A 12,814-nucleotide genomic window follows, 5' to 3' on the forward strand; every position below is an offset into this window, starting at 1 on the left:
TCCAAGACCGCAGCCACTAAAGAATAAAACGCTTACACACAGAACCAACGCTGTGTTTTATTTTTTGTGGAAGCCGTGCCTTACCCACGCACACCGATACAGGCGTTATCCGTACTGTCGCAGCCGCCGCAAAGATGATGCGATGCAAAACGTTATCAGGCGGCTTTGACCGCACAAAAAATAATAACGATTGCCTGCATGATGAGTGGGTAAAATCAAAAAAATAAACGGCAATCATTATTATTTTTTGCACCGATTTTATTTTATCTTTGTTTTGTCATCGGTAATCTCTTCGCCGCCAACCGACCCTTTAGGGGAAGACGAAAACTGAAAAGTGTACTTACTACACAATCAGGAAAAATTGCCGATACAAATCCTGCCAAGCACATACGATAACCTCAAAATCTAAAGATTATGTCTTATGCTGTTTTGCGCACTTGCAAAATAAAGACGGCAGCGAATGCGGGAGGCTTAAATGCGCACCTTACCCGAACAATGGACGTTCCTAATGCCGACCCCGAATTATTAAAATACAACAGCCGTCCTATCGGTTCGGAAGACCTCAATGCCGACATTCAAAAGCGGATAAAAGAAGCAGGCATCCAACCGAGAAAGAATGCCGTGCTTGCCGTAGAAAACCTTTTGACATCGGGCGCGGAATTTTTTAATTACCATAAAGCCGAAGACGGAAAGCTGCAAGGCGAAGTAAACAAATGGAGGGCTTTTGAAAAAGCATCCATGCAATGGCTGGAGCAACTTTACGGCAAAGAAAACATCGTCAATTTTACTGTGCATAAAGATGAAGGCGCGCCGCATATCCATGCGGTTATCGTGCCTGTTGTCGAGGGCAAATTAAATTGCAGGGCATTGCTGGGCGGCAGGGAAAAGATGCGCGGGCTGCAAACAAGTTTTGCTGGTGCGGTGGAAGGCATCGGCTTGGAGCGCGGCATAGAAGGCAGCCGAGCCAAGCATACCGACATCAAAGAATATTATGCCGTACTGAAACAAGCCCAAGCCATTGCCGAAAAAGCAGAACTGCCGCAACAGGATTATAGCATTGAATTGGATGATATACCGAAACTCATCGGGCAAAAACAATGGAAGCAAATGCAGGAGCAGCTCATCAACCAGCAAATAAAAAAGTTGGTTACCGAACACAAAAGAATGGTGGAGGCTGTTGCTCTTATTAAAAACGAGAATAAAAAACTGAAAGAGCAAATCAAAACTTTGTCTTCCGAAAATGTGAAGCTGCATAAAACCAGCCAAAAGCAGTTGGAAGATATACGCAACATTATAACAAGCAAAACCATTACTCCGCAGGTCAAAGCAAAATATATGGACGGCGTGTTATTGCCAAGAAAAAATACCCAGAATGAAAATCAGGACAAACGCAGAGGTATGCGCAGATAAAAGTTGGGCAAAGGTTGCCCAACTTTTTGGATAACCCTTGTGGAGCAATGTACTTTTGTGTTCTAAAAACAAATGGTATGGAAGCAATGAATTATGAATACCTGTTGCGCATGATATATGGCTGCGGCAGAAATAATGACAACGGAGCTAATGCCGATATTTATCGCAGACTTGAACAAGCCGAGTGGCATCGAAACGACCCGCTCTGGGGTAAGTCGCAAAAAGAAAAAGAAAATGATTATCGTAATGCCTTTATGAAAGTTCGGCGGTATGTTGAAGATGCAATGCTTGTCGGTATAAGAGAAATCCAGAATGCCGCCGCTACGGAAGAAGACGTACAGCAACTTAAAACTTTACGTACTGAACTTGTAAATATGCAACGCCTAAATAAAAACAGGCTGGATGAAATAATCGATGAAGCCACAAAAATTTTTAGAAAAAATAACTTGATAGTTCGATAAATATCTATCTTTATCGAAGTTCTTTGATGCTGGGATGCGCTGGGAAAATTTTGTATCGATAAAAGGTTGGGCTTAGGAAATCGTTGTAATTTTTTGTGTTGTGCATAGGCAAAATGGGAAGTGCGGGAGAAAGTGCGGACTAATTACACCGCCTTCGGTCTCCAACAAAAGGCAATAGGGTTAACACAGGAAACTAATCCACTGCATAATAAGTACTTGTTTAATCAAGGGACAGAATTACAGGAAGATTTTGGCATTAATTTGTATTCGACTAAATTTAGAATACTTGACCCGCAACTCGGAAAGTTTTGGCAAATTGACGCATTAGCGGAATCTTCTCAAGATTGGTCAGCATATACCTATGCCAACAATAATCCTATTTTTGCCAATGACCCATTTGGTTTAGATACAATTAGAACTACTCATCCTGAAAATACGCCTGGATTTGGAACAAAGAGTCCCGCTAATAACCTGCCAGATTTAGTTGTATCTGGTTCTGAAAACACTTCTTCACGTGGTGGATATATTGGGTTAAATGGTAGTGACAACACAAGAGTCAACCATGTCGCCCCACTTCCTATGCGACCATATATGCCGTCTATTGCTACTATCAGCCAGTATCATACATGGAATGACTTATCGCCAGTTCATCCATGGATACATACCTTTAATATTAAGTATAATCCTCTTTCGTGGTTATTAGAATTTGTTACTGGAAAAAGTACAGCGAGCTATTATACTGCGCCGACATTAAGAAGTTATGCTCTTTTGAAACTTACGATGCTGGCTGCGACTAAAGGCGTTGGAATCGCAGCAGAGGGAGGTGAAATGATTACTGTGGGGCGTTGGATGTCGGTAACGGAATACGAAACGATGGCTACCACAGGACAAATGGTAGAAGGTGCAGGGGGGCAGACTTTTGTTTCAATCGGAGGAGCAGATGCATTCCAAGCAGCATCAAAAGGGTCAGTTTATGCAGAGTTTCAAGTTCCTGCAAACAGTCTTTTACAGGGGGGGCAAGCAAATTGGTTCAAGGCAATTGGCCCAAATGCTGGGCAAGCGATGCAAGCAGCTTTGCAGAAACAAGGGGGACAGCTCCTCCCGCAAATTCAAAACCTTTCACCAATCCTAGAAATCAAATAATTATGGAAGATGTAAAAGATATTGAATGGTTTAAAAATAATATAGCTCCTAAATTAAAAGGCTATGAATTTAATTACAGATTTTTTAAAGAGGGCGATTTCGGTTCGTTAAACCAAGTCGAGTTTAATTCAAAAAAAATAGGTGGTAATATTGACTTTTGGAGTAGAGAATGGTTAGGTGTTTTTGTGTGGAACTATGAAACAGAAGAACAGCTACTAAATGTTCTTTTAGAACCACACCAAAGACAAGAGAAAGAAGAAACATTCAAACTGTTGGAAGAGCTAATTATAGAGCAATAACAACAAAGTATCGTATTTAGTATTAAGAATTTTATTGTTTTAGAAGTTTGGAATAAATTTCATAATTTTCATCATCATGGCAAACAAAGATTATTTTTTTTATCTTGTCAGTTCTTTCTAAGAAATTAAACACAGTTTCAATAGCAATTTTAGCCGCTTTTTCTTTCGGAAACTTATAAATTCCAGTACTAATGTTTGGAAATGAAATAGAGTGGATTTGATTATTTAATGCAAGTTTAAGGGTATTGAGATATGCTGATGATAGTAAACTCACTTCGTTGTTTTTGCCGTTATTCCACACTGGACCAACTGTATGGATAACGAATTTTGCAGGGAGTTTTCCTGCTGTTGTTATTACAGCGTTGCCAACTTTACAACCTCCTTGTTTGGCTCTTATTTTTTGGCACTCTTCAAGTATAGTTTTTCCACCTGCTTTATGTATCGCACCATCAACGCCACTTCCACCAAGTAGTGATGTGTTTGCTGAATTGACAATAGCATCAACTTCTATTCTAGTAATATTGCCTTTTATTAGTTCAACCATTATACACAACAATGTTTGTTATTTACAATAAGCAGTTTAGAGATAAACATAAAAACTAAGAAACTGTCTCAAAATCTTTTTGAAAACTCTGAGAATCGCGTATTTGATTTTTATGTTCCATTACCTTATTGAATAAAAATGGTTGTCTCGGACTTTTGAAACTGCCACTTCTTTATTATTTTTTCTCTTGTAAAAGTTTTTCGATGATAGCATCTTTTTCTTTGAACATGCGTTCGTAGAGTTCCACGACTTTATCAATCGGATTAAATGTCGGATAGTAATTGATAGAAGCATTATCATTGAATGTGCTGGAAACAATGTTGATAGCCGTTTCTTCATCAAAATTTTTAATAGCTTCCACAGGCACTTTTAAGATAGCGGCGACTTGCTGCAACACATCGGGTTCAATTACTTCCTTCTGCTCCAGTGTAGATACTTTCTTTTGGTTCCAGTCCTCGCCAAGCCCGTAGGCAAGCCCTTCCTGCTTAATGCCCAGCATCTCGCGAAAACGTTTAATGTTCCTTCCCTGATGTATTGTTTTTTCCATATTAAGTGTGTTGCCGTTCGTACAAAAATAACAAAAACGGCTGTAAAGCATCCGCTAAAATACTTTGGCAATCCTGTAAAGTACCTGCTCTAAGAATAGGATACCGTTTTTACGCGCTCGAACTTGTGTAGAAAACAAATATCATGGATGCCGTTATCTCCCCGCTTATAAAAGAAATTGTTGAAAACTATACGCCGGTATGGGTTATCTGCTTTGCTAAAGTAACCACGCAATACAGCGCTTCCGGCTGTTTTATAGACAATACAAACAACTTTGTCTATCACTACTTCCTTTTGGTAGTAACACAAAAAGATACACGGATAGAACATGGGATTCAGGAATTTGCCAACCGGCATTTTACGACAGGATATGTAACCATTCTTGCCCATGGCAAAGGGACAATACGGGAAGCCCTGCAAAAGCAAAGCCGTTTCTTTTATAGCGTTTACACCAACGGTATTCTTTGTTATACGCAAGACGGGGCAGCACCGGTACAGGAAATCAATCCCGGGATAACCATCAGTAACGAAACCGCTTATAGGGCAAGGGAACAGTATTTATACCATTACGAATTATCTAAAAGTTTTAATGAAGCATCGGCGTTCAGTCTCGAAAAGGGAAAATATACCACCGCGGTATTCCTCATGCACCAGACTGTTGAACAAGCCTGTATTGCGTTGCTCGGCGTGCATATAGGTTACCGTGCAGACATCCACAATCTGGGTAGGCTTATCAATCTTTGCCGGTGTTTTTCCGAAGAGCCGATAACCTTGTTTACCCAAACGCCGGAAGAAGAAAGGTTGTTTTCCCTCTTGATGAAAAGTTATTCCGAGACAAGGTACAAGCGCGGTTTTGAAGTAGGGCAAAAAGACGCATATACGGTGGGAGAACGTGTAAGCACTTTTGTTGAAATGGCAAGGAAACTTTGCCTTAAAGGCTTGGAAATATTGGACAGGCAAATACAATCCTCTTTATAAACCGTAAAATATTTTATCATGAGACCAATGCTTCCATCTGCCAAATTAAAAAGGATAAGAAAAAAACGCCCGCCGCAACTCAAATGGCAAACAGGCGCTTACAGCAGATACGTTGAATGGGAGGACATATTGCCGTATTCTTTTTTATTGATAGCAAAACTTGTAAACGTACCGCCTGATGACCTTGTAACCGATTTTATGGACAACCTGTCTTGCGGAAGCTGGAAGCGTGAAGGGCGGGACAAAGCCAAAGAAAAATTAGTGGATTATTTTATAGCGCATGGGTACGGGCAGGATTATTACACCGAAGATGATATACGGACGATGTTTAAAGAGCTGGATGCCATCGGCGTCTCGTGGCCTGATGAAGGCAACTCGAAAATGATAGACCTGTATGCCAAATGGCGGAATAAACATTACAATTACTGGTTTAAAAAATGGTGGCGGAAAATCCGGCGAAAAAAATAGTGTTATCAGTAAAACAACAAAGCCCGGCTTGCCGGGCTTTGTTGTTTTACTGTGATGTATAAATTTTTACGAAGCATACGCTTTTTTAGCTTTCCTGTCGCGTAAGAAAGCATCCACCATCTCAAAGACGGTAGCCTTATCCTGCTCATTTAATTTTTGAATATCCTGCAAACGGTTCAGGGCTTTGCTGTCAATCTCCACGGTTGTTTTACCCACCAGATAATCCAAAGACACTTCCAGCGCATCAGCGATTTTTGCCGCTACTTCTACCGAAGGTTTTACCTCATCGCGTTCATACTTGCCGATAATATCGCCGCTTGTTCCTACCGTTTTGCCCAGCTCGCTTTGCGAGAGGTTTTTACGTTTACGCAGGGTCGTTATGTGTTCGCCGAAAGTCATATTTATCGTTTAAGATGCTGATATAATAAGTGTTTTGTAAAATTAGATGATATAAATAACTGAAACAAGAACTATTTTATTTGTGTAATTCTAACAAATCTGCTACTTTTACGATAAATATGTCAGATTAAATATTTATCCACATGGCGGCAGACATCCTCATAGACATTACAAATCCTAATGCAATCACGTACTGCACGGAAGAATTAGGCTTTACGATACTTGGCGGCATCCGCATGGACGGCTTGGACAGATTGCGTGTAACGATGCGTATAGAAGTCATTAATCGAAAGTTCGAGCATTACATGAACAATCCCGATATTGCCGCGTTGCCTGTGAACCATAACTTGGATTTATACAATGACGTGCAAACAGAAAAACTCATCCGTAAAGCCGCAGAACGTTTAGAGGTCGGCACATTGCCATTGACCAAAGCCATTGCCGACATTACAAGACAGTTGGAGTTGTACCGCCTGCAACAAATCGAAACCAGCCAACAGGAAAAAGTAAAAGCCCGGAAGATATTGACCCCCGAAGAAAAAGAAGCGGCGATGAATTTTTTAATGCAACCGGACTTAATGCAAAGAACCAATGAACTCATCGGGCAAAGCGGCGTTATCGGCGAAGCAAGCAACCGTCTTTTAATGTATATCATTTTTACCAGCCGCAAGCGCGCAAACCCTTTACACGTCATCAGCTTTGGCAGTTCGGGCGCGGGCAAAAGCCACTTGCAGGAAAAGGTCGCCGAACTCATGCCCGAAGAAGATAAGATAGAAAGCACCAGCCTTACCAGCAACGCACTGTATTATTTTGGCGAATACGATTTACAACACAAATTAATCTTGATAGAAGACATGGACGGCGCAGAGCCTGTGCTGTATGCGCTGCGCGAACTCATCAGCAAGAAGCACATCATCAAGTTAGTGCCACTCAAAGACAGTAAGGGCGTAACCAAGACCATTACGTTTAAAGTAAACGGACCTGTGAGCGTGGCAGGCTGTACCACGCAGGAAAAGATATACGAAGACAACGCCAACCGTTCTTTTTTGATTTACATAGACGAGAGTAAAACACAGGATGAAAACATTATGCAATACCAACGCGCCGTATCGGCAGGGCGCATCAATAAAACGGAAGAAAACAACACCAAACAATTTTTGCAAAACACGCAACGGTTATTAGAGCAAGTATCGGTCATCAATCCTTATGCGGAATTATTACAGATACCGAGTGAAGTGTTCAAGCCGCGAAGAACCAATGCGCATTACCTGCAATTTATCGAAGCCGTAACGTTTTATCATCAGCACCAAAGGGAAAGATACACCGACCCGAACACAGGCGAAACCTTTATCAGCACTACGTTGGAAGATATTGCCGAAGCCAACAAGCTCATGAAATCCGTCCTCTTGCGCAAAGCCGATGAGTTAAGCGGCGCGACCAGAAATTATTTTGAGTTGCTCAAACAATTTTTGCAGGAACAAAAAGAAAGCACGTTTACCAACCGCGACATCCGCAAACATTTACGCCTGCCTGCAACAACCGTAAGGCGTTACCACCATGAGCTATTACAAAACGGTTACATCAGATTGCAGGACGATAAAAAACAGCAAGGTTATCTCTATGAAATCGTCAGCTATGAAAAATATGTACAGTTGCAAAACAGTATCAGCAGCGTGCTGGATACTATTTTACAGAACCTGCAAGCCGGTGCGCCACCCATGCGCCAAAAAGAAAATGGCGCACTGAAACGCAAGCCAGCAAAGGCTTTAAGCGCAAACGACCAATGATATTGTAAAATGCAAGCAAGGCAAAAAAAATATTAAAAAATGAAACGTTTACCTGTCCGTTCGCCCGCTTACCGTTATGTGGAGCAAAGTTTTAAGGAATGGCTCGAAGCATTGGGTTACGCCTGGCAGGGCGTGTATTATATGCCGATACAGGTCAGAGGCTTGCTGCATTATTTAGAGCAACAAGGCAAAACCGCTTTACAGGATATAACCGCAGAAGCGATAAAGGCGTATTATTATGATGAGCTGAAACAACGGAAAAACTATATGGTCGGTGCAGGCACATTAAGCAGTAAGCACCTCAATAAAAATTTACAGGCGTTACGGAAGTTTGTCGAATACCTGCGACAAACGGGCAAGTTAAAAATACCGATGCTCAACATACGGCAGGAAAGCATCCTTGATGCAATCCCCGCCGTACTTACTGAAAAAGAAATACATCTTTTATACCAAGCGACCGAACAACCTTATGAGAGGAAGCGGCGCGGAACCAATGAAGAACTGCATCTTGCCTTACAACAGAGAGACCGCGCCATGCTTGCCGTATTCTATGGCTGCGGGCTAAGAAGAAACGAGGGCTGCCAGCTGAATGTATCCGACATCCACATAGAAAGTTCATTGGTACACGTGCGCAAAGGCAAGGGATACAAAGAACGCTTTGTACCTGTCAGCAGCAAAGGCTTAGAGCATCTTACCACTTACCTGTATGATGCAAGACCCATACTCATCAGGGATAATAAAGAAGAATCCTTTTTTGTCAGCAGCAAAAGCGGCAAACGATTGGGCGGGCAAATGCTGTTGTTATGCTTGCAACACCTGATTGCGATTACCGCAACAGAAAGCCTGCAACAAAAAGAAATCGGTTTGCATACGTTGCGGCACAGTATTGCCACGCACCTGTTGGCGCGCGGCATGGGCTTGGAAAAGATAAAAGATTTTTTGGGACACAGCAGCCTTGAATCCACGCAGATTTATACGCACTTAATCAATGAAGAATTAAAAGTGGAATAATAAAACATAATCATCATGGAAAAGTTTAAAGAATGGTTGCGGATAAAAGGTTACGGCAGTAACACCATTGATACTATTGTGCGGGTAACGGAATATTTTTTTGCGTGGGCGGAAAAAGAAAACTTATCCGACATTACGGAAACCACCCACAACGATATTATCGCTTATGTGCAGCATTACCGCCTCAAAGGCACAGGCAGCAAGACGATTGCCCATTATGTATGGCAACTGAAAAAATATTTTGAATGGTTGATGAGCGAAGGCGAAGTGAGCGACAATCCTTGCAGCAATATTGTTATCAAAGGCATCAAAAGAAAAGTACTGTATGAGATTTTATCCGAAGAAGCATTAAATGCGCTGTATGAAAACTACCGAACCGATATTGTCTTAGAGAAAACGGAAACGCTGAAAAGCCCGCCGCCGCAGGTTTTGCAGCAGTTGGCAAGAAAAAGGAACAAAGCGGTGTTGGGCTTGCTGGTGTATCAGGGATTAAGCACAGAGGATATTATCCGCCTGCAATTACAGGACTTACGGTTAAGGGAAGGCAAGGTGTTTATTGCAGGTACAAAGCGCAGTAATGAACGCACCTTGCCTTTGGAAAGCAGGCAGGTGTTTGACTTGCTGGATTATATCAACGATACGAGAAAACAGATTTTACAACGCAGGAATATTACCGAACCGGTACAGGATTTATTTTTAAATATAGGCGAGAGTCCGAGAAAAAACAACCTCTTTGAAATGCTGGTAAAACATTTAAAACAGATGAACGGGAAAGTAAAAAACATTGACCAGATAAGGGCAAGCGTGATAGTGCATTGGCTGCAAAGGTACAACCTGCGCAAGGTTCAGGTCATGGCAGGGCATCGCTACATCAGTTCAACGGAGCAGTACCAAGCCAATAATTTAGAAGACCTGAAAGAAGATATTAAACATTATCATCCTTTTTAAATAAAAAAATGGAGGTCACATTTTGTGATACCCAATTACAGAACAATTACTTTTACACATCGAAAAAGCATTGAAAAAAGATGGCAAAGCAGGAATTACAGGCATTGGTAGCCGAACAGAAAATATTGAATAAAATCTACGTGGTACGCGGCGAAAAAATTATGCTGGACAGAGACCTCGCGGAATTGTACGGCGTAGAAACCAGAGTTTTAAAGCAAGCTGTCAAAAGAAATATTGCACGCTTCCCGAAAGATTTTATGTTCGAGATGACAAGTAAGGAAATCGACGGCATGGTATCACAAAATGTGATACCCTCTAAAAGTTATTTTGGCGGCGCTACACCTTTTTGTTTTACGGAGCAGGGTGTAACGATGTTGTCCTGTATACTGAACAGTAAAACTGCTATTGATGTAAACATACGCATCATAAGGGTTTTTGTGAAGGTGCGTGAATATGCACTCTCCCATAAAGAAATACTGATGCAGCTTGCCAAAATGGAAAAAGAAATCGTGAGCAGTAACAGAAATATTGAACGCAACAGCAAAGACATTGAAAATATTTTTATGGTATTGAAAGAGCTGATAGAAAAACAAAGCACCAATCCGCCGAGAAATAAAATCGGATTTAAGCCGAACGATTAAGTCCAGCCCACGCACGGCACGGCTTGCAGCAAGCGAACGCACAAACCCAACCCAATTGCTGTCCTGCGGTCTTGCCGCCTTGCTCACATATTTTTTTGCCGCTTGCCTTTGCTTCGTGCGGCACATTGGCGAATGCCAAAGAGCCGCACAGCCCATGCTTCACAAGCCGCAAAAAAGCTCTACACACAGGCGGAGGGCTACATTAAACATAAGGTTGCCTTATAGGCGTTTTTGCCAACCCTTATGCAAGCATCCCAATCCCAAAAAGCCTATAAGAACCTTATGTTAAGTATCCAAGACCGCAGCCACTAAAGAATAAAACGCTTACACACAGAACCAACGCTGTGTTTTATTTTTTGTGGAAGCCGTGCCTTACCCACGCACACCGATACAGGCGTTATCCGTACTGTCGCAGCCGCCGCAAAGATGATGCGATGCAAAACGTTATCAGGCGGCTTTGACCGCACAAAAAATAATAACGATTGCCTGCATGATGAGTGGGTAAAATCAAAAAAATAAACGGCAATCATTATTATTTTTTGCACCGATTTTATTTTATCTTTGTTTTGTCATCGGTAATCTCTTCGCCGCCAACCGACCCTTTAGGGGAAGACGAAAACTGAAAAGTGTACTTACTACACAATCAGGAAAAATTGCCGATACAAATCCTGCCAAGCACATACGATAACCTCAAAATCTAAAGATTATGTCTTATGCTGTTTTGCGCACTTGCAAAATAAAGACGGCAGCGAATGCGGGAGGCTTAAATGCGCACCTTACCCGAACAATGGACGTTCCTAATGCCGACCCCGAATTATTAAAATACAACAGCCGTCCTATCGGTTCGGAAGACCTCAATGCCGACATTCAAAAGCGGATAAAAGAAGCAGGCATCCAACCGAGAAAGAATGCCGTGCTTGCCGTAGAAAACCTTTTGACATCGGGCGCGGAATTTTTTAATTACCATAAAGCCGAAGACGGAAAGCTGCAAGGCGAAGTAAACAAATGGAGGGCTTTTGAAAAAGCATCCATGCAATGGCTGGAGCAACTTTACGGCAAAGAAAACATCGTCAATTTTACTGTGCATAAAGATGAAGGCGCGCCGCATATCCATGCGGTTATCGTGCCTGTTGTCGAGGGCAAATTAAATTGCAGGGCATTGCTGGGCGGCAGGGAAAAGATGCGCGGGCTGCAAACAAGTTTTGCTGGTGCGGTGGAAGGCATCGGCTTGGAGCGCGGCATAGAAGGCAGCCGAGCCAAGCATACCGACATCAAAGAATATTATGCCGTACTGAAACAAGCCCAAGCCATTGCCGAAAAAGCAGAACTGCCGCAACAGGATTATAGCATTGAATTGGATGATATACCGAAACTCATCGGGCAAAAACAATGGAAGCAAATGCAGGAGCAGCTCATCAACCAGCAAATAAAAAAGTTGGTTACCGAACACAAAAGAATGGTGGAGGCTGTTGCTCTTATTAAAAACGAGAATAAAAAACTGAAAGAGCAAATCAAAACTTTGTCTTCCGAAAATGTGAAGCTGCATAAAACCAGCCAAAAGCAGTTGGAAGATATACGCAACATTATAACAAGCAAAACCATTACTCCGCAGGTCAAAGCAAAATATATGGACGGCGTGTTATTGCCAAGAAAAAATACCCAGAATGAAAATCAGGACAAACGCAGAGGTATGCGCAGATAAAAGTTGGGCAAAGGTTGCCCAACTTTTTGGATAACCCTTGTGGAGCAATGTACTTTTGTGTTCTAAAAACAAATGGTATGGAAGCAATGAATTATGAATACCTGTTGCGCATGATATATGGCTGCGGCAGAAATAATGACAACGGAGCTAATGCCGATATTTATCGCAGACTTGAACAAGCCGAGTGGCATCGAAACGACCCGCTCTGGGGTAAGTCGCAAAAAGAAAAAGAAAATGATTATCGTAATGCCTTTATGAAAGTTCGGCGGTATGTTGAAGATGCAATGCTTGTCGGTATAAGAGAAATCCAGAATGCCGCCGCTACGGAAGAAGACGTACAGCAACTTAAAACTTTACGTACTGAACTTGTAAATATGCAACGCCTAAATAAAAACAGGCTGGATGAAATAATCGATGAAGCCACAAAAATTTTTAGAAAAAATAACTTGATAGTTCGATAAATATCTATCTTTATCG

General features: G+C 41.8%; 16 protein-coding genes. 12 read left to right on the plus strand and 4 right to left on the minus strand.

All coding sequences use genetic code 11. The features are described from left to right. Positions 1–414: 414 nt before the first annotated feature. From mobV (A9P82_RS08425) to A9P82_RS08440, 4 genes are all read left to right on the plus strand, one after another. Positions 415–1,410, plus strand: a complete 996-nt coding sequence (mobV, locus tag A9P82_RS08425) for a MobV family relaxase (RefSeq protein WP_066206673.1) — start codon at positions 415–417, stop codon at positions 1,408–1,410. Between the two features lie 77 nt (positions 1,411–1,487). After that, positions 1,488–1,871 (plus strand): hypothetical protein, encoded by a 384-nt coding sequence (locus A9P82_RS08430; RefSeq protein WP_066206676.1) that lies wholly within the window; start codon positions 1,488–1,490, stop codon positions 1,869–1,871. A 132-nt stretch (positions 1,872–2,003) separates the two neighbouring features. Beyond that, a complete protein-coding gene (locus A9P82_RS08435) occupies positions 2,004–3,014 on the plus strand; it encodes a TreTu family toxin (protein WP_231891232.1) in 1,011 nt (336 codons plus the stop codon). A 2-nt stretch (positions 3,015–3,016) separates the two neighbouring features. Continuing rightward, entirely contained in the window at positions 3,017–3,313 is a 297-nt protein-coding gene (locus tag A9P82_RS08440; RefSeq protein ID WP_066206643.1) for a hypothetical protein, read from the plus strand. A gap of 31 nt (positions 3,314–3,344) precedes the next feature. Here A9P82_RS08440 and A9P82_RS08445 read toward each other — a convergent pair whose 3' ends face one another. Further along, positions 3,345–3,857, minus strand: coding sequence for an O-acetyl-ADP-ribose deacetylase (locus tag A9P82_RS08445; protein ID WP_066206645.1), 513 nt, complete (start codon positions 3,855–3,857; stop codon positions 3,345–3,347). A gap of 175 nt (positions 3,858–4,032) precedes the next feature. After that, entirely contained in the window at positions 4,033–4,404 is a 372-nt protein-coding gene (locus tag A9P82_RS08450) for a helix-turn-helix domain-containing protein (protein ID WP_066206647.1), read from the minus strand. 143 nt (positions 4,405–4,547) lie between these two features. Here A9P82_RS08450 and A9P82_RS08455 point away from each other — a divergent pair, with 143 nt between their 5' ends. Both A9P82_RS08455 and A9P82_RS08460 read left to right on the plus strand, forming a co-directional pair. Then, positions 4,548–5,381 (plus strand): HEPN domain-containing protein, encoded by an 834-nt coding sequence (locus tag A9P82_RS08455; RefSeq protein WP_066206650.1) that lies wholly within the window; start codon positions 4,548–4,550, stop codon positions 5,379–5,381. A gap of 18 nt (positions 5,382–5,399) precedes the next feature. Continuing rightward, positions 5,400–5,849 carry a hypothetical protein gene (locus A9P82_RS08460; protein ID WP_156522633.1) on the plus strand — a complete coding sequence of 150 codons (450 nt, stop codon included), beginning with the start codon at positions 5,400–5,402 and terminating at the stop codon, positions 5,847–5,849. A 66-nt stretch (positions 5,850–5,915) separates the two neighbouring features. Here the strand turns inward: A9P82_RS08460 and A9P82_RS08465 are convergent, their stop codons facing one another. After that, the gene (locus A9P82_RS08465; RefSeq protein ID WP_066206653.1) at positions 5,916–6,248 is read right to left on the minus strand and encodes a helix-turn-helix domain-containing protein; all 333 of its coding nucleotides are present in this window, start codon (positions 6,246–6,248) and stop codon (positions 5,916–5,918) included. A gap of 143 nt (positions 6,249–6,391) precedes the next feature. Between A9P82_RS08465 and A9P82_RS08470 the strand changes: the two genes are divergently transcribed. The 4 genes from A9P82_RS08470 (at position 6,392) to A9P82_RS08485 (ending at position 10,635) form a co-directional block, all read left to right on the plus strand. After that, positions 6,392–8,035 carry a hypothetical protein gene (locus tag A9P82_RS08470; RefSeq protein ID WP_066206656.1) on the plus strand — a complete coding sequence of 548 codons (1,644 nt, stop codon included), beginning with the start codon at positions 6,392–6,394 and terminating at the stop codon, positions 8,033–8,035. Positions 8,036–8,074: 39 nt separating this feature from the next. Beyond that, a complete protein-coding gene (locus tag A9P82_RS08475) occupies positions 8,075–9,046 on the plus strand; it encodes a tyrosine-type recombinase/integrase (protein ID WP_066206659.1) in 972 nt (323 codons plus the stop codon). Between the two features lie 15 nt (positions 9,047–9,061). Further along, positions 9,062–9,994 carry a tyrosine-type recombinase/integrase gene (locus A9P82_RS08480; RefSeq protein ID WP_066206664.1) on the plus strand — a complete coding sequence of 311 codons (933 nt, stop codon included), beginning with the start codon at positions 9,062–9,064 and terminating at the stop codon, positions 9,992–9,994. Between the two features lie 80 nt (positions 9,995–10,074). Further along, positions 10,075–10,635: an ORF6N domain-containing protein gene (locus A9P82_RS08485; protein WP_066206668.1), complete on the plus strand. Its 561-nt coding sequence runs from the start codon at positions 10,075–10,077 to the stop codon at positions 10,633–10,635. Here the strand turns inward: A9P82_RS08485 and A9P82_RS08490 are convergent. Then, a complete protein-coding gene (locus tag A9P82_RS08490) occupies positions 10,619–10,822 on the minus strand; it encodes a hypothetical protein (RefSeq protein ID WP_156522634.1) in 204 nt (67 codons plus the stop codon). The two genes, A9P82_RS08485 and A9P82_RS08490, sit on opposite strands and share 17 nt — an antisense overlap. 519 nt (positions 10,823–11,341) lie before the next feature. Between A9P82_RS08490 and mobV (A9P82_RS08495) the strand changes: the two genes are divergently transcribed. Then, complete coding sequence (gene mobV / locus A9P82_RS08495) at positions 11,342–12,337, plus strand: MobV family relaxase (RefSeq protein WP_066206673.1); 996 nt, start codon at positions 11,342–11,344, stop codon at positions 12,335–12,337. Positions 12,338–12,414: 77 nt separating this feature from the next. Continuing rightward, entirely contained in the window at positions 12,415–12,798 is a 384-nt protein-coding gene (locus A9P82_RS08500; RefSeq protein WP_066206676.1) for a hypothetical protein, read from the plus strand. Positions 12,799–12,814: the final 16 nt, after the last annotated feature.

This window comes from Arachidicoccus sp. BS20 (genome assembly GCF_001659705.1).
GTDB lineage: Bacteria > Bacteroidota > Bacteroidia > Chitinophagales > Chitinophagaceae > Arachidicoccus.